Raw genomic sequence first — 16110 nt, 5'->3', positions numbered from 1 at the left:
TGCATCGCTGCGCGCTGGATCTTGTCCGGGACACGACCGCGGTTGTGCGCGCTTGGTTGACCGTTGGTTGCGTAAAATTCGAGGTAACTTTTCGTTGACTCCGTGCATTCCGCCACAGCTCTTACGCGGGCGTTTCGAAACGGGGCGCGCTGTTCTGGAATGCGACAATCGGGGCGGACGGAGGGTGAACAGGACCTTGCGAAGGTCAACAGACGGTTGCGAAAAGCCCTTGTGGCACAGGCTTAATCCGCAATTCACTGTCTTAAATTCATGATCTCTTTATTCTCTTATTTAAGCCGATCTTCAAACGAGCCCCTTAAGTTGCACCTATCAGGCGGGACACAAGTTTCGTCGAATAAGTGTCGATAAAAACGACAACAGGGGAAGTGTCATGATGAAAGCCGTCGCAACTGCGGCAGATACCGCAGAGCGCGTCTCCGGCCAGCAGGGTTCGGTGCAGTCGCTCTATCTGGAAGCTTTGACTCTGGTGGAGCGGCTGCATCGCCGGCTCCTCGACGTCATCAAGGACGAGTTCGATCGCCGCGGCCGTGCCGACATCAACTCGGTGCAGGCACTGCTGCTCTACAACATCGGCGACAAGGAGCTGACCGCGGGCGAGCTGCGCACGCGCGGCTACTATCTCGGCTCCAACGTCTCCTACAATCTGAAGAAGCTCGTCGAGCTCGGCTTCCTCGATCATCAGCGCTCGCGCGTCGATCGCCGCTCGGTGCGCATCCGCCTGACGCCGCAGGGCCAGGAAGTCCGCCGCATCGTCGACTCGCTCTATCAGAAGCACGTCAAGACGGTCGAGCAGGTCGGCGGCATCTCGGGCGAGGAATTCTCGACCCTCAACAAGTCGCTGCACCGTCTCGAGCGGTTCTGGACCGACCAGATCCTGTATCGGCTCTGAGTTCTAAAAGGGATCATGGCCAAGCCGGCCCGCAACAAGACCGGCAAGCCCCCCGAACGTGCCTGACTTCCCCAAGCGCATCGGCCCGGCTTCTCTCCGGACCGGTGCGTTTTGTCGTTTCGCAGCTGCGAGAAAATTCGCCGTTCGGGTGGAACCAAGTCCCGGCATCGCCGTTAGTCCTCTGGATCGGAGGATGCGATGCAGGTCGGGCCTGGGTTGCAGGCAATGAACGTCGAACTCGTGAGCGATGCCTATGCCATCGCCGCGAATTACCTCCGCCGCTCCGGGGCAATTCCGGACACGCTCGTCACCAACGAACACCTGCTGGAGATCATCATCAAGCTGCTCCAGCACGGCGAATTCAACAAGATCAGGCTCGCCAACAAGGCGATCGGCCGGTTCGAGACACAGTTCGAGGCCCGCGCGGTTGCCTGATCAAAACTCCCGATATTCCAGAGAACCAGAGGGTGCCATGGAAGCTGCCATCGACCGCATCATGCAGACCTATGACCTGCTCGCCAACCGCACCGCCGCGGCCAGCGAGGAGGCACGGGCCAAGGTCACGAACTACCTCAACACGTTGATGGAAGCCGGCGAGAAGGACACCCACAGGTTGACGGTCTGCGGCCTGACCTATTTGCGCCAACTCGACGGCAGCGTGGACCCCGTGAAGGCGGGGTATACCGGGCTCTAAGGGGCCTCATCGGCCGGCAGGGCCTTAAGGTCCAAAGCGGCTCCTTCAGGGAATCGGAACGGGGCGGTTCCAGAGAACCGCACCAGCGTCCAGATCCTTCAATCCCCACCATATCTTGCATAAATATCAGGCCCGACCCGCAAATGCTTGGCCGGGGGCGGCCGATGTGGTAGATCGCGCTCGCCGCTTCCGATCGCCACACCAGACCCGCCCGTAGCCCGCCAAAAGGCTGCGGCGGTGGAGATATTCGCAAGATGACCTCAGCCAAAACCGCCTCCGCGCCCGATTCGTTTTTCACCGCCTCGCTCGACCGGGCCGACCCGGAAATCGCTGCCGCCATCAAGGGCGAGCTCGGCCGGCAGCGCCATGAGGTCGAGCTGATCGCCTCCGAGAACATCGTCAGCCGGGCCGTACTGGAAGCGCAGGGTTCGGTGATGACCAACAAGTACGCGGAAGGTTATCCGGGCGCGCGTTACTACGGCGGTTGTGAGTGGGTCGACGTCGCCGAGAACCTCGCGATCGACCGCGCCAAGAAGCTGTTCGGCGCCAACTTCGCCAATGTGCAGCCGAACTCCGGCAGCCAGATGAACCAGGCGGTGTTCCTGGCGCTGCTCCAGCCCGGCGACACCTTCATGGGCCTCGACCTCGCCGCCGGCGGCCATCTCACCCACGGCTCGCCCGTCAACATGAGCGGCAAGTGGTTCAAGGCTGCGCACTACACCGTGCGCCGCGAGGACCAGATCATCGACATGGATGCGGTGCAGAAGCAGGCCGAAGAGATCAAGCCGAAGCTGATCGTCGCCGGCGGCTCGGCCTATTCGCGTGCCTGGGACTTCAAGCGTTTCCGTGAGATCGCGGACAGCGTCGGCGCGTACCTGCTGGTCGACATGGCGCACTTCGCCGGCCTCGTCGCCGGCGGTGTGCATGCTTCGCCCGTGCCGCATGCCCACATCACCACCACCACGACGCACAAGTCGCTGCGCGGTCCGCGCGGCGGCCTGATGCTGTGGAATGACGAGACGCTGACCAAGAAGTTCAACGGGGCGATTTTCCCGGGCCTCCAGGGCGGACCCTTGATGCATGTGATCGCGGCGAAGGCGGTTGCCTTCGGCGAGGCGCTGCGTCCGGACTTCAAGGTCTATGCCAAGAACGTCGTCGAGAACGCCAAGGCGCTGGCCGAGGCGATGAAGAGCCACGGGTTCGATATTGTCTCGGGCGGCACGGATAACCATCTGATGCTCGTCGACCTCAGGCCGAAGGGCCTGAAGGGCAACGTCTCGGAGAAGGCGCTGGTTCGCGCGGCCATCACCTGCAACAAGAACGGCATTCCCTTCGATCCCGAAAAGCCCTTCGTGACCTCGGGTCTGCGGCTGGGCACGCCGGCCGCGACCACGCGCGGATTCGGCGTTGCCGAATTCCAGCAGGTCGGCGGCATGATCGCCGAGGTCCTGAACGCGATCGCGCAGTCCGACGACGGCAAGGCGCCGCTGGTGGAAGCCGCGATCAAGGAACGGGTCAAGGCGCTCACCGACCGGTTCCCGATCTACCAGTAAGGCTAGGCCAAGCGGATGCGCTGCCCGAACTGCAACAGTCTCGATACGCAGGTAAAGGACTCGCGTCCGACCGAGGACTCGTCCGTGATCCGCAGGCGGCGCGTGTGCGTCGCCTGCAATTTCCGCTTCACCACCTTCGAGCGCGTGCAGCTGCGCGAGCTCACGGTGATCAAGCGTAATGGCCGCCGCGTGCCGTTCGACCGCGACAAGCTGATGCGCTCGGTGCAGATCAGCCTGCGCAAGCGCCAGGTCGAGCCGGAGCGGGTGGAGAAGATGGTCTCCACCATCGTGCGCGAGCTCGAGACCGGGGGCGAAGCCGAGATCTCCTCCGAGGTGATCGGCGAGACCGTGATGGAGCATCTGCGCACGCTCGACGATGTCGCCTATGTGCGCTTCGCCTCGGTCTACCGCAATTTCCGTGAGGCCAAGGATTTCGCCGACGTGCTCGGCGAGCTCTCCGGCGAGGAGGAAGCGCGGCTCGCCGCGATCCGCAAATGATCTTCCGCATCCTGGAGGATCAGTTCGCGCAGAAGATCCGCGAATCCAAGGACGCCGATCGCCGCTTCATGCAGCTTGCGCTGGCGCTCGGCCGGCGCGGGCAGGGGCGGACCTGGCCCAATCCGGCCGTCGGCGCCGTCATCGTGAAAGATGGCGTCATCGTCGGCCGCGGCTGGACGCAACCCGGCGGACGTCCGCATGGCGAGCCCGAGGCGCTGCGGCGGGCAGGTGAGGCGGCGCGCGGGGCCACGCTCTACGTCACGCTCGAGCCCTGCTCGCATTTCGGCAAGTCGCCGCCTTGTGCGGACGCGGTAATTGCGGCCGGCATCACGCGCGTGGTGGCGGCGATCGAGGATCCCAATCCTGAAGTCGCGGGCCAGGGCCATGCGCGCCTGCGCGCCGCCGGCATCACGGTGGACGTCGGTCTGTGCGCGGCGGAGGCCGCCTTCGACCACGCCGGACATTTCCGCCGCATCCGCGACAAGCGCCCGCATGTGATCCTGAAGCTTGCGGTCTCGCCCGACGGCAAGATCGGCGCCGCCGGCGGCAAGCCGGTTGCGATCACCGGCGAAGCTGTGCGCAATCGCGTGCATCTGCTCCGCGCGCAGAGCGATGCCATTCTGGTCGGCATCGGAACGGTGCAGGCGGATGATCCGCTTCTCACCTGCCGCCTGCCGGGCATGGCGGCGCGCTCGCCGGTGCGCGTGGTGCTCGACCAGAGCCTGCGCATCCCCGCAGCGAGCCAGCTCGTGCGCTCCGCGCGTGAGACGCCGCTGTGGGTGGTGGGCTCCGAACTCGTCGAGGCTGCGGCCGCCACGCGGCTTGGAGCCGCCGGCGCGCAGATCATCCGCGTACCGGCGGGAAACGCCTCCGGGCTCGATCTGCCGGCCGTGCTGCATGCGCTGGCCGGGAAAGGCATCTCGCGCTTGATGGTGGAGGGCGGCAGCCGCGTTGCGGCTTCGTTCGTGGCGGCCGATCTCGTCGACGAGATCTGGCTGTTCCGCGGCGCGGAAGAGGTGGGCAGTCGCGGCGTCGATGCGCTCGATGCATTGCCCCTGTCGAAAATCACGCAGTCGCAGGCCTACAAGGTTCATGCTAGCGAAACATTCGACAAGGATACTCTCACCATCTACGAGCGCGCCTAACATGTTCACCGGTATTGTCACCGATCTCGGCGAGATCGTCAGCTTCACGCCAACGGCGCAGGGCCAGTTGCACCGGCTGCGCATCGCCTGCCGCTATGATCAGAGCACCATTGCCGATGGTGCCTCGATCGCTTGCAATGGCGTCTGTCTGACGGTCGTCGCTTCAGGTGTCGCGGGCGGCAAGACCTGGTTCGACGTCGATACGGCCGCCGAGACGCTGGCGCTGACGACGGCAAAGCACTGGAAGGTCGGCACCAGGCTCAATCTCGAACGCGCGCTCAAGATCGGCGACGAACTCGGCGGCCATATCGTCGCAGGTCACGCCGACGGGATCGCGACCATCGTCAGCCGCGAGGACCTGCCCGACATGGCGCGGTTCGTGCTCTCCACGACGCGCGAGCTGGCGCGGTTCATCGCCACCAAGGGATCGATCACGCTCGACGGCGTCTCGCTGACGATCAATACGGTTGCGGACGTGACCTTTTCGGTGCTGATCATCCCGCACACGCTGGCGGTCACGACGATCGGCGGCTGGAAGGCGGGGGCCGAGGTCAATATCGAGGTCGACCTGATGGCCCGCTACGCGGCGCGGCTGACGGAAATGAAGTGACCGGCGGATAAAGTTCGTCATGCGCGGGCTTGACCCGCGCATCCATCCTCTTAAGAGGGGCTTGCCCGACGGATTGCCGGGGCAAGCCCGGCAATGACAGAATAGGTTGACCATGGCAGACGCGCGGCGCGCACCCCTGAAGGACCAGACCGACATTTCCGGCGCACGTGCGCTGATTGTCGAGGCGCGGTTCTATGACGATCTCCAGGACGCGCTATTGGACGGTGCGGTGGCCGAGTTGAAGGCCGCCGGCCTGACGCATGACGTCATCACGGTTCCCGGTGCGCTGGAGATCCCGGCGGCGGTGGCCATTGCGGTGGATGCCGCAGCGGCCAACGGCAATCCCTATGACGCGGTGGTCGCGCTCGGCTGCGTGATCCGCGGCGACACCATCCATTTCGAGATCGTCTCGCAGGAATCCTCCCGCGCGCTGATGGACCTTGCGGTTTCGCGCAAGCTGCCGCTCGGCAACGGCATCCTCACCGTCAACACCGAGGCGCAGGCCTGGGCGCGGGCGCGCGCCAGCGAACTCAACAAGGGCGGCGATGCCGCGCGCGCGGCGCTGGCGATGCTGCGCATCAAGCGCCGCCTGGCGCGGGCCTGAGCCATGGCTGACAACAACAAGAAGCCGGCAGGCGCTTCGGAGAAGAAGGCGAACCGACGCGGTGCGGCGCGGCTCGCGGCCGTCCAGGCGCTGTACCAGATGGACATCGCCGGCGCCGGCATCAACGACATCTTCGCCGAGTTCGAGAGCTACTGGCTCGGCAACGAGGTCGAGGGCGACACCTACCTGCCGGCCGAAGCCGCGTTCTTCCGCGACGTCGTCTCCGGCGTCGTGCGTGACCAGAAGAAGCTCGACCCCCTGATCGACGAGGCGCTGTCGAAGGGCTGGCCCTTGAAGCGGATCGAGGCGATCCTGCGCGCCGTGCTGCGGGCAGGGGCCTATGAGCTCCAGCATCGCAAGGACGTGCCGGGCCGTGTCGTCGTCTCCGAATATGTCGACGTTGCGAATGCCTTCGTCGATCGCGAGGAGACCGGCATGGTGAACGCGGTGCTCGACCAGATCGGCCGTCAGTTTCGCGGTGACGAGTTCGGGCGGGGGTAGTTACACATTCCGCTGTCATCACCCGCGAAGGCGGGTGATCCAGTACGCCGCGGCAGCGGTTGTCTATATCAGGCGTCTCGGCGTACTGGATCGCCCGGTCAAGCCGGGCGATGACAGTGGAGTTTGGGGCTAGTGCCGATGACGAACGCACCGGAAACCTCCGCCGAAGACTCCCTGATCGCGCGCTATTTCAAGCCGCTGGCGACCGATCCAGGTGCGTTCGGCCTGGTCGATGATGCCGCGGTCCTGTCCTCCTCCGGCGACGACATCGTCGTCACCACCGATGCCGTGGTCGAGGGCGTGCATTATCTTGCCGGCGATCCACCCGACACCATCGCGCGCAAGGCGCTGCGGGTGAACCTGTCCGATCTCGCGGCCAAGGGCGCTGTGCCCGCCGGCTTCGTCCTGACGCTGGCGCTGCGGAGCAAGGAAGATGCCTGGCTGAGGCCGTTCGCGGATGCGCTGGGCGAGGATGCGAAAACCTTCGCGTGTCCGCTGCTCGGCGGCGACACGGTGTCGACGCCGGGACCGCAGATGATCTCGATCACCGCCTTCGGCCGCGTGCCGCAAGGGCAGATGGTTGGTCGCACCGGCGCAAGGCCGGGCGACCTCGTCCTGGTGACGGGCACGATCGGCGATGCCGCGCTCGGCCTCGACGTGCTCACGGGCGGCGTGGTGGCTGCGGCGCTCGCGTCCGATCCCGCTGCAAGGGAAGCTCTGGTCTCGCGCTATCGCATCCCGCAGCCGCGCAACGTGCTGGCGCGGGCGGTGAGGGACCATGCGTCGGCCGCGATGGATGTCTCCGACGGGCTCGCCGGCGATCTGACCAAACTCTGCGCGGCGTCGGGCGTCTCGGCCTCCGTGGACGTGGCGAACGTGCCGCTGTCGGCCGCCGCGGCGGGCCTGATCGCCCGCAACGCCGTTTGCGTCGAGACGCTGCTTGCCGGGGGCGACGATTACGAGGTGCTGTGCACCGTGCCGCCGGCGCAAAGCGATGCGCTGATTGCCGCGGGGCGGGCCGTCGGCGTTGCGGTCACGGCGATCGGCACGATCGTCGCGGGCGGCGCGCGGCCGCGCTTCCTGGACGGACAGGGCCAGGAACTGGCTTTGAAGCGGCTGTCCTACAGCCACTTCTAGGAATTGCTCCAAATCGCGGCGTCCAGGCTCTGGGCTCAGGACTTGGAGCTCAGGACTTGCTCAGCACTTGCTCAGGACTTGGCCTAAATACTTGCCGAGATCGGCTTTTTCGGCCGCTTCCGGCGTTGCACCATCAAGTTGATTTTGGCAAGCTCGCGACCGACTGAGGCCGCCTCTTCGGGAAAGGGGCGGCCTTGTTCGAAATCAAGGCGCCGCACCGCACGACGGACAATAAAAGGCGCCGGGGGTACATCAAGGATCTGAGGCAAAAAATCACATGACAGCATTATGGTTGATAGTGCTCTGCGGAGTGCTTTCCGTCGTCTACGCGATTTGGGCGACGTCTTCGGTGTTGAGCGCGGATGCGGGGTCGCCGCGCATGCAGGAGATCGCAGCTGCGGTGCGCGAAGGCGCACAGGCCTATCTGCGGCGCCAGTACACCACGATCGGTGTCGTCGGCATCGTCATCTTCGTGCTGCTTGTCTATTTCCTTGGGTTTTATGTCGCGATCGGCTTTGCCATCGGCGCCATCCTGTCGGGGGCGGCCGGCTTCATCGGCATGAACGTCTCGGTTCGCGCCAACGTGCGCACCGCCCAGGCCGCGACGACGTCGCTCGCCGGCGGCCTCGAGCTCGCCTTCAAGGCGGGCGCGATCACCGGCATGCTGGTGGCGGGTCTCGCGCTGCTCGGCGTGACCCTCTATTTCGGCTTCCTGGTCTATTCGCTGAAGCTGGCGCCTGACAGCCGCGTCGTCGTCGACGCCATGGTGGCGCTCGGCTTCGGCGCCTCGCTGATCTCGATCTTCGCCCGTCTCGGCGGCGGCATCTTCACCAAGGGTGCGGACGTCGGCGGCGACCTCGTCGGCAAGGTCGAGGCCGGCATCCCCGAGGACGATCCGCGTAACCCCGCGACCATCGCCGACAACGTCGGCGACAACGTGGGCGATTGCGCCGGCATGGCCGCCGACCTGTTCGAGACCTATGCGGTGACTGCGGTCGCCACCATGGTGCTTGCGGCGATCTTCTTCGCCAAGACGCCGATCCTCATGAGCATGATGACGCTGCCGCTCGCCATTGGCGGCATCTGCATCATCACCTCGATCATCGGCACCTTCTTCGTCAAGCTCGGGCCGAGCCAGTCGATCATGGGCGCGCTCTACAAGGGCCTGATCGCAACCGGCGTGCTGTCGCTGATCGGCATTGCCGTGGTGATCTACACGCTGATCGGCTTCGGCAAGCTCGACGGTGTCGATTATACCGGCATGTCGCTGTTTGAATGCGGCGTCGTCGGCCTGATCGTCACCGCGCTGATCATCTGGATCACCGAATACTACACCGGCACCGACTATCGTCCGGTGAAGTCAATCGCGGCTGCGTCGGTGACCGGCCACGGCACCAACGTGATCCAGGGCCTTGCGATCTCGATGGAGGCGACCGCGCTGCCCGCGATCGTCATCATCGCCGGCATCCTCGTCACCTACAGCCTCGCCGGCCTGTTCGGCATCGCGATCGCGACGGCCACCATGCTGGCGCTGGCCGGCATGATCGTCGCACTCGACGCCTTCGGTCCGGTGACGGACAACGCCGGCGGCATCGCCGAGATGGCGGGCCTGCCGAAAGAGGTGCGCAAGTCGACCGACGCGCTCGACGCGGTCGGTAACACCACCAAGGCGGTCACCAAGGGTTACGCGATCGGCTCGGCCGGTCTCGGCGCGCTCGTGCTGTTCGCGGCCTACAACCAGGACCTCAAGTTCTTCGTTGCGGACTCCGCGCATCACCCCTACTTCGCCGGCGTCAATCCGGACTTCTCGCTGAACAATCCCTATGTGGTGGTGGGCCTCCTGTTCGGTGGTCTGCTGCCGTACCTGTTCGGCGCGATGGGCATGACGGCGGTGGGCCGTGCGGCGAGCGCGATCGTCGAGGAGGTGCGGCGTCAGTTCCGCGAGAAGCCGGGCATCATGCAGGGCACCGACAAGCCGGACTACGGCAAGGCGGTCGACCTGCTGACCAAGGCGGCGATCAAGGAGATGATCATCCCCTCGCTGCTGCCGGTGTTGTCGCCGATCGTCGTCTACTTCCTGATCTACGTGATCGCCGGAGGCGGTGCGGCCGGCAAGTCTGCGGCGTTCTCGGCGGTCGGTGCGATGCTGCTCGGCGTGATCGTGACGGGCCTGTTCGTCGCGATCTCCATGACCTCGGGCGGCGGCGCCTGGGACAACGCCAAGAAGTACATCGAGGACGGCCATTACGGCGGCAAGGGCAGTGATGCCCACAAGTCCGCCGTCACCGGCGACACCGTCGGCGATCCCTACAAGGACACGGCCGGCCCCGCGGTGAACCCGATGATCAAGATCACCAACATCGTGGCTTTGCTGCTGCTGGCGATCCTGGCGCACTGAAACACGACATCGCGTAGAAGAAGCAGACCCCCGCGGCGCAGGCCGCGGGGGTTTTGCTTTGAATCCGGATTGCGTCGCGCCTCGGACGCATCATCTGCACGTGGAACCCGGGCTGGAACCGGCGCTGGAACAAGCCTGCGATGCACATCCTGAGCGTGCATCATATTTAAGGTTGTTTAACCGGCGGCGCTCTAAGAATGCGAGAGGTGCCGGCGGTATTCGGCGAGCTTGCGCCGCACGCGTGGGAACTCCGCTCTCACCACGCGGCGCGAGGTGCCTTTCGACATGTTCAGATGCTCGTTGCTTGCCGATTGCAAGAGGAGGGTCCGTTGGGTGCGCTGCCGATGAACGAGATTGAGCGCGCACTGATGGCGCATCCCGACGTGACGAAGGCTTTCCTCAGCCTCGAGCAAACCCACGACGGGCGCCAGTTCAAGATCGCGTTCGTCGCGATAGACCCCGATCGTCTGAGCGCCGGAAAGTCGAAGCGCCTCCAGGCCGAGACGGATCGGAGGGTAGGGCAGTGGCGTCGGGCTTTCGATCAGGCCTATCGCCACGACGCCGATGGTTATGCGCCGTCGTTCGTGGGGTGGACCAGCAACTTCACCAACAGGCCCATTCCCGAGCCCGACATGGTCGATTGGCTCGATCACACGGTCCGGCAAATTCGTGCGCTCGGTGCAAGGCGGATATTGGAAATCGGCTGCGGTGTCGGATTGCTCGTGGAAAAGCTCGCGCCCTCATGCGAGACGTATTGCGGGACCGACCTCTCGCCGGTGGCCGTTCATCGGTTGCGCGCGTTCGCGCAGTCCAGGCCTGAGCTTCGGCATGTCGAATTTCTCGAGCGGGAAGCCACGGATCTGAGGGGCTTGTCGCCGCACTCATTCGACGCGGTGGTGCTCAACTCGGTCGTGCAATATTTCCCGGGCATCGAATATCTGCACTCGGTCCTCGAACAAGCCGTCGACCTGGTGGCTCCTGGAGGGCACATCTTCGTCGGTGACGTTCGTAACCTCGAGCTCTTGCCAGTCTTCCATCGCGAAGTCCAATCCGCGAAAGCCTCGCCTGGCGCAACGGACGCCTCGCTCGAGCGAAAGATCTTCTTGTCGATCGCCCAGGAGCGCGAACTGGTCATCGACCCCTGTTATTTTCAAGGTGTCGCGGAATCCATCCCGCGGATATCGAGGGCGGAAGTCCTGCTCAAGCGCGGATCGAGCTACGAACTGACCCGTTATCGGTACGATGTGGTCATGCGTGTCGATCATCAGGCTGTTCCAGCTTGCCGTGAGAACAACAGCCTCGTGCCGCAGATGAAGCATTGGGCCAGCGAGAGCGGGCCGATGGCGACCGATCCGATGGCCGCGGCGTTCCTGCAGCATCTCGGCATGGAGCTCGGGAACGTGTTGCGGACACAATTTCCGGGACTGGAATTGCCTGCGGCCGTGATTGCGCTCAACCAGCGGGATTTTGCCGAGATTGCGCCGTCGTTGTCGTCCGCGCCGGACGAGCCCGGCAGCCATGAAGCGGACGAGGCAGCGATATGACCACCCATAATCTGGGGCTGCGCTTCGAAGAGGTCGTGGCGTTCTCGCCGAATGCCGTCGCGCTGATCTGCGAAGGCGACAGCTGCACGTTTTCAGAGCTCAACAAGTCGGCAAACCGGTTGGCGCGATGGCTGACGTCGCAGGGCGTGAGCAAGGGCGCCGTGGTGTGCCTTGAGTTGCCGAAGATTGCCGAGGCCTATGCGCTTGCCATGGCCTGCGTCAAGATCGGAGCGCCTTATGCATTCCTGGATCCCGCGGCCCCCGCGGAGCGTGCCCGGCTGATGCTGGAGCGATGCCGGCCCGCCTTGATCGTCAGCGTGCGCGAGGGATCCGGCCCGCGGACGGTGATCGGCGATGCAGAGGCCAGAGCGGCCTTGCATCATGCCGTTTCGAAACTCGACGACGACAATCTGCCGCTGACGTCCCTGATCACCGGGGCCGATCCGGCCTATGTCATGTTCACCTCCGGATCGACAGGTGAGCCGAAGGGCGTGGTCATTCCCCATCAGGGTGTGCTTCACCTGATCGCGTGGGCAAAGAGCGACCTTGGCATTGGGCCGCAAGACCGGCTGACGAATGTCAATCCGATCTACTTCGACAATTCGGTCTTTGACATCCATGCCGGATTGCTGAACGGCGCGTCCATTGTCGCGCTCGACGCGCTGAAAGGAAGGCCGCCCGCGGAGCTGGTGTCGGAGATCACGAGGCATCGGTGCACGTTCTTCTTCGCCGTGCCGACCCTCTTCATGTTCCTGGACTCCATGCATCTGTTGAGTCCCGAATGGCTGCCGAGCGTCAGCCGGTTCATGTTCGGCGGCGAGGGATTTCCGCTGGCGCGGCTGCGCCGGTTCCACGACGCGTTTGCCGGCAAGGCGAAGCTGATCAATTGCTACGGCCCGACCGAGACGAGCTGCATCTGCAGCGGTTTCGAGATCGTCGAGTCGGTTTTCGACACTGACGACGGTCTGGCTCCGCTGGGGCGGCTCAATCCCAATTTCAGCTACCGGATTCTGGACGAGGACATGAAGCCGGTCGCCGCGGGCACTGCCGGCGAGTTGTGGCTGGGCGGCCCGTGCGTCGGGCTCGGCTACATCAACAATCCCCAGGAGACGGCCCGCCGCTTTTGTCAGGACCCGCTGATCGACGGCTATCGCTCGATCCTCTATCGGACCGGTGACCTCGTGGAGGCCGAAGCCGAAACGGGCGTGCTCCGTTTTCGCGGCCGCGCGGATAATCAGGTCAAGCTTCGGGGATATCGGGTCGAGCTGGAGGAGATCGACCACGCCCTGGTGGCATGCGAGGGCATCACCCGCGCCCTCGCCGTGGTGCTTCACGATGCCTCTGGAGCAAGCCGGCTCCTCGCCGCCTATTCGGGTGCAAGAACGGCGGACAGCGATTTGCGCCGGCACTGCGCCGCGCGCCTTCCCGCCTACATGGTGCCGAGCCGATTCATCTGGCTGGAGGACATTCCCGTCAACGCCAATGGCAAGGCGGACCGGCGCTCGGTGGCGTCATTGCTCGGTGAAGCTGTCGCAAGGGCCTCGTAGATGCCACAGCCCGCCGTGCTCGCGCGCGTTTTCCGATGAGCGTCGATAGCCAGCCCTACGGCTACGCGGCCACGGGTCTTCTCGTGAGGCCGTCGTGGCGGTTGATCCCTCAGATCGATCGCGACCCGCGACTTGTGGCCGGCGCCCAAGGAATCCGCGGCCGCTTGCTGCTTTGGTGCACCGTCGCTCTGCTCGCCGTGCTGCTCTCGCTGGTGGGTATCGACTTTTCAGCGGCAGGTCTCGCGATGATGTGCGCCTACGCCGGGAAGCACCGGCGCGTCCTGATCCTGCTGGCAACCTTTCTGCTGCTTTTCCGGAGCGGCTTCCTGATTGACCGCGCGTTTCTCGAGCGGTTGGCCATCGACGAAGGCGTCGCGGACCGGATCCATCAGCCGCTGCTGGAGGCGACCATGTTGGCGGTGGTGTTTGCGCTGTTCTCGTGCCTGCTGGCCATGCAAGGTTCAGGAGGCATTGGGCTCCGCCGCCCGACGCTCAGCCTGTTGCTCGTATTCCTGGCGCTTGTCGTGGCGACGCAGGCAACGATGATGGCCGGCATGCCACGCGTTCTGCTCTGGTCGTTTCTGATGGCAGCCCAACCCTACCTATGGTTCCTTGCCTACGGTCTGGCCGATGCCGGCAAGATACGATCTCCGGTGTGGCAGCGTCTGAGCGTTTTTCACCCGTTCTGGGGATCGACGCTGACGCCGTTCGGGAAGGGACTGTCTTATCTCGAGCGCTTCGAGGCCAAGACACCCGAGGAACTCGCGGTCACGCAACTCAAAGGCGTCAAGCTTGCGGCTTGGACTTTGGTGCTGGCTATCGTCAAGATTTGTTTCGGCGAACTCGTCCACGATCATTTGCAGCTTCCACTGTTCGACGACAACTTGCTGCAATATCTCGCCGGTCATCCCTGGCCGCGTTTCGTAGGGTGGGCGAGTCTCGTCAGCTTCTTTGTGGAAGACCTGCTTGGCATGACGGTGTTTGGCGGCATCATCGTAGCAACGGCGCGGCTTGCCGGTTTTCGCCTGCTGCGCAACACCTACCGGCCTCTGGAGTCAACGACTCTCGCCGAATTCTGGAATCGCTATTACTTCTACTACAAGGAACTGCTCGTCGATCACTTCTTCTACCCGACCTTTGTTCGCTGTTTCCGCGGCCATCGCCGGCTTCGAATGTTCTTCGCCACCTTCGCTGCGGCTTGTGTCGGCAACCTGCTGTTTCACTTCATTCGCGACATTCATTTCGTCGGCGACATGGGCCTTTGGCGGGCTGTGATCGGTCAGCAATCGCATGCGTTCTACACGCTTGTCCTGGCAATCAGCGTAGGGCTCTCGCAGATGCGTCGCGCACCGCAGCCGGCGTCGCGAGGATGGCTGGGCAGCCGCTTGCTGCCTTGCCTGTGGGTTTCGACCTTCTTTTGTCTCATCCACGTCTTCGACGCGCCGTTGGACCGCGAGCATTCGCTCTGGCAACGCGCCGAATTCCTGTTTTACCTCCTGGGAGTCACGCCATGACCACGAAAGCCGGCTCTGAAATCAGATCGCAAATGCGACGCTACATCGTGCAACGGCTGCTCATGAAGGGCGATGGTGCGCCGCTGAGTGATGACGATCTGCTGTTTACCAGTGGACGTCTCGATTCACTCGACGCAGTCGAGCTCATCATGAGCATTGAAACCGACTATGGGATCAATTTCTCCGACATTGGTTTCGACTTGACGCGCCTGGACTCGATTTCGGCCATCGCCGGTTTGGTGGAGCAGCCAGCGACCGCGTCTGCCTAGATCCGCTCGCAACGATGTTGCCACTCGAGCACCCCGCATGTGCGGCCCAGCGTTGCACGCTGCGCCGCGTCCGGGGACACCAGAGCTACTGCACATCCATCTGCAAACCTTCCTTCTGGATGATGCCGGCGAACTTCTTCGTCTCGGCGTCCACGAAGTCGGCGAACTGCTGCGGTGTGCCGTAGTCGGCGCGGGCGCCCATGGCGGCGATGTTCTTCTTGATGTCGTCGCGCTCCAGCATCGCCTTCACCTGGAGATTGAGCGCTTCGAGAACCGGGGCAGGGACGCCCTTCGGCAAAAACACCGCGAACCAGGACGAGACGTCGAAATTGGCCAGCTCCGGTGCGCTCTCGCGCATGGTCGGCAGGTTCGGCGCGAGGTCGCTGCGCTCGGTGGTGGTCACGCAGAGGCCGGTGAGCGTGCCGTTCTGGACCTGCGGCAGGCTCGGATAGAGGTTGTCGAACAGGATCTGGATGTCGCCGGCGAGCGCGGCCTGGAGCGCAGGCCCGGCGCCGCGGAACGGGATGTGCGTCATCTTCAGTCCGGTGAGCTGGAGGAACCAGGCGCCGGTCAGGTGAGGGCTCTGGCCGACGCCGGAGGAGGCATAGCTGAGCTTGTCCGGATTGGCCTTGAGATAGGCGATCAGCTCGGCGACCGACTTGATGCCGGTCTTCGGATGCGCCGAGACGATGTTCGGGATCCGGATCATGTTGGAGACCGGCTGGAGCTGGTCCGGCTTGTAGGTGAGGTTCTTGAAGATGCTGTAGGCGATCGCGTTCGGCCCGGGGTTGCCGACCAGGATGGTGTGGCCATCCGGCTTGGCCCGAACCACCTCGGCGGTGCCGATCGTGCCGCCGCCGCCGGAGCGGTTTTCGACGACGGCCGACTGGCCCCAGGCGGTTTGCAGATGGGCGGCCAGCAGCCGGCCCATGACGTCGGTCGAACCGCCGGCCGCAGCCGGCACGACCAGGCGGACGTTCTCGGTGGGCTTCCAGTCCGCCAGGCTCGATCGCGGCAGGATCGCTGCGGCCGACAGGCCGGCAGCGCCGGTGAGCACGCGGCGGCGGGACAACAACGTTTTAGGCACGAATCCACTCCCTGCTTCTTGTTTTGCAGGGAGCGTATGGAACCCGGCGCGCAACGGCAAGTCGCACGCGACGGTTAGGGCCGCGCGAAGGGCGGCACG

General features: G+C 64.4%; 16 protein-coding genes. 15 read left to right on the top strand and 1 reads right to left on the bottom strand.

Annotated features, from left to right (window positions below; translation table 11 throughout):
* The first annotated feature begins 391 nt into the window (after nucleotides 1-391).
* The 15 genes from ldtR to XI09_RS42820 all read left to right on the top strand — a co-directional run bounded on the left by ldtR (nucleotide 392) and on the right by XI09_RS42820 (nucleotide 14924).
* Nucleotides 392-910 (top strand): transcriptional regulator LdtR, encoded by a 519-nt coding sequence (gene ldtR / locus XI09_RS42890; protein WP_011087797.1) that lies wholly within the window; start codon nucleotides 392-394, stop codon nucleotides 908-910.
* Nucleotides 911-1108: 198 nt separating this feature from the next.
* On the top strand, nucleotides 1109-1345 hold the full coding sequence (locus XI09_RS42885; RefSeq protein ID WP_271572334.1) for a hypothetical protein: 237 nt from the start codon (nucleotides 1109-1111) through the stop codon (nucleotides 1343-1345).
* Nucleotides 1346-1382: 37 nt separating this feature from the next.
* Nucleotides 1383-1604: a hypothetical protein gene (locus XI09_RS42880; protein ID WP_091893260.1), complete on the top strand. Its 222-nt coding sequence runs from the start codon at nucleotides 1383-1385 to the stop codon at nucleotides 1602-1604.
* Nucleotides 1605-1858: 254 nt separating this feature from the next.
* Nucleotides 1859-3157 carry a serine hydroxymethyltransferase gene (gene glyA / locus XI09_RS42875; protein ID WP_271572333.1) on the top strand — a complete coding sequence of 433 codons (1299 nt, stop codon included), beginning with the start codon at nucleotides 1859-1861 and terminating at the stop codon, nucleotides 3155-3157.
* 15 nt (nucleotides 3158-3172) lie between these two features.
* Nucleotides 3173-3655, top strand: a complete 483-nt coding sequence (nrdR, locus tag XI09_RS42870) for a transcriptional regulator NrdR (protein ID WP_011087793.1) — start codon at nucleotides 3173-3175, stop codon at nucleotides 3653-3655.
* Nucleotides 3652-4800: a bifunctional diaminohydroxyphosphoribosylaminopyrimidine deaminase/5-amino-6-(5-phosphoribosylamino)uracil reductase RibD gene (gene ribD / locus XI09_RS42865; RefSeq protein WP_271572332.1), complete on the top strand. Its 1149-nt coding sequence runs from the start codon at nucleotides 3652-3654 to the stop codon at nucleotides 4798-4800. The genes nrdR and ribD overlap by 4 nt, the downstream gene beginning before the upstream one ends.
* Before the next feature lies 1 nt (nucleotide 4801).
* Complete coding sequence (locus XI09_RS42860) at nucleotides 4802-5410, top strand: riboflavin synthase (protein WP_271572331.1); 609 nt, start codon at nucleotides 4802-4804, stop codon at nucleotides 5408-5410.
* Nucleotides 5411-5522: 112 nt separating this feature from the next.
* Nucleotides 5523-6014 carry a 6,7-dimethyl-8-ribityllumazine synthase gene (gene ribH, locus XI09_RS42855; RefSeq protein ID WP_271572330.1) on the top strand — a complete coding sequence of 164 codons (492 nt, stop codon included), beginning with the start codon at nucleotides 5523-5525 and terminating at the stop codon, nucleotides 6012-6014.
* Between the two features lie 3 nt (nucleotides 6015-6017).
* A complete protein-coding gene (gene nusB / locus XI09_RS42850) occupies nucleotides 6018-6515 on the top strand; it encodes a transcription antitermination factor NusB (RefSeq protein WP_271572329.1) in 498 nt (165 codons plus the stop codon).
* Between the two features lie 138 nt (nucleotides 6516-6653).
* Nucleotides 6654-7652, top strand: a complete 999-nt coding sequence (gene thiL / locus XI09_RS42845; protein WP_271572328.1) for a thiamine-phosphate kinase — start codon at nucleotides 6654-6656, stop codon at nucleotides 7650-7652.
* A 277-nt stretch (nucleotides 7653-7929) separates the two neighbouring features.
* Nucleotides 7930-10050 (top strand): sodium-translocating pyrophosphatase, encoded by a 2121-nt coding sequence (locus XI09_RS42840; RefSeq protein ID WP_271572327.1) that lies wholly within the window; start codon nucleotides 7930-7932, stop codon nucleotides 10048-10050.
* Nucleotides 10051-10379: 329 nt separating this feature from the next.
* Nucleotides 10380-11594 (top strand): class I SAM-dependent methyltransferase, encoded by a 1215-nt coding sequence (locus XI09_RS42835; protein ID WP_271572326.1) that lies wholly within the window; start codon nucleotides 10380-10382, stop codon nucleotides 11592-11594.
* On the top strand, nucleotides 11591-13141 hold the full coding sequence (locus tag XI09_RS42830; RefSeq protein WP_271572325.1) for an amino acid adenylation domain-containing protein: 1551 nt from the start codon (nucleotides 11591-11593) through the stop codon (nucleotides 13139-13141). The genes XI09_RS42835 and XI09_RS42830 overlap by 4 nt, the downstream gene beginning before the upstream one ends.
* A 35-nt stretch (nucleotides 13142-13176) precedes the next feature.
* Complete coding sequence (locus tag XI09_RS42825; RefSeq protein ID WP_271572324.1) at nucleotides 13177-14655, top strand: hypothetical protein; 1479 nt, start codon at nucleotides 13177-13179, stop codon at nucleotides 14653-14655.
* Nucleotides 14652-14924 carry an acyl carrier protein gene (locus XI09_RS42820; RefSeq protein ID WP_271572323.1) on the top strand — a complete coding sequence of 91 codons (273 nt, stop codon included), beginning with the start codon at nucleotides 14652-14654 and terminating at the stop codon, nucleotides 14922-14924. The genes XI09_RS42825 and XI09_RS42820 overlap by 4 nt, the downstream gene beginning before the upstream one ends.
* Before the next feature lie 85 nt (nucleotides 14925-15009).
* Here the strand turns inward: XI09_RS42820 and XI09_RS42815 are convergent, their stop codons facing one another.
* Nucleotides 15010-16011: a Bug family tripartite tricarboxylate transporter substrate binding protein gene (locus tag XI09_RS42815; RefSeq protein ID WP_271572322.1), complete on the bottom strand. Its 1002-nt coding sequence runs from the start codon at nucleotides 16009-16011 to the stop codon at nucleotides 15010-15012.
* Nucleotides 16012-16110: the final 99 nt, after the last annotated feature.

Source organism: Bradyrhizobium sp. CCBAU 11386 (assembly GCF_028128955.1).
In the GTDB taxonomy this organism is placed as follows: Bacteria; Pseudomonadota; Alphaproteobacteria; order Rhizobiales; family Xanthobacteraceae; genus Bradyrhizobium.
This window is presented reverse-complemented; position numbering and strand designations above follow the sequence as displayed.

Excerpts from the sequence above, each read along its gene's own strand:
- XI09_RS42840 (WP_271572327.1), top strand. The coding sequence starts at position 7,930 with ATGACAGCATTATGGTTGATAGTGCTCTGCGGAGTGCTTTCCGTCGTC.
- ldtR (WP_011087797.1), top strand. The coding sequence starts at position 392 with ATGATGAAAGCCGTCGCAACTGCGGCAGATACCGCAGAGCGCGTCTCC.
- XI09_RS42820 (WP_271572323.1), top strand. The coding sequence starts at position 14,652 with ATGACCACGAAAGCCGGCTCTGAAATCAGATCGCAAATGCGACGCTAC.
- XI09_RS42830 (WP_271572325.1), top strand. The coding sequence starts at position 11,591 with ATGACCACCCATAATCTGGGGCTGCGCTTCGAAGAGGTCGTGGCGTTC.
- XI09_RS42825 (WP_271572324.1), top strand. The coding sequence starts at position 13,177 with ATGAGCGTCGATAGCCAGCCCTACGGCTACGCGGCCACGGGTCTTCTC.
- thiL (WP_271572328.1), top strand. The coding sequence starts at position 6,654 with ATGACGAACGCACCGGAAACCTCCGCCGAAGACTCCCTGATCGCGCGC.
- XI09_RS42880 (WP_091893260.1), top strand. The coding sequence starts at position 1,383 with ATGGAAGCTGCCATCGACCGCATCATGCAGACCTATGACCTGCTCGCC.
- ribH (WP_271572330.1), top strand. The coding sequence starts at position 5,523 with ATGGCAGACGCGCGGCGCGCACCCCTGAAGGACCAGACCGACATTTCC.
- glyA (WP_271572333.1), top strand. The coding sequence starts at position 1,859 with ATGACCTCAGCCAAAACCGCCTCCGCGCCCGATTCGTTTTTCACCGCC.
- nusB (WP_271572329.1), top strand. The coding sequence starts at position 6,018 with ATGGCTGACAACAACAAGAAGCCGGCAGGCGCTTCGGAGAAGAAGGCG.
- ribD (WP_271572332.1), top strand. The coding sequence starts at position 3,652 with ATGATCTTCCGCATCCTGGAGGATCAGTTCGCGCAGAAGATCCGCGAA.
- XI09_RS42860 (WP_271572331.1), top strand. The coding sequence starts at position 4,802 with ATGTTCACCGGTATTGTCACCGATCTCGGCGAGATCGTCAGCTTCACG.
- nrdR (WP_011087793.1), top strand. The coding sequence starts at position 3,173 with ATGCGCTGCCCGAACTGCAACAGTCTCGATACGCAGGTAAAGGACTCG.
- XI09_RS42885 (WP_271572334.1), top strand. The coding sequence starts at position 1,109 with ATGCAGGTCGGGCCTGGGTTGCAGGCAATGAACGTCGAACTCGTGAGC.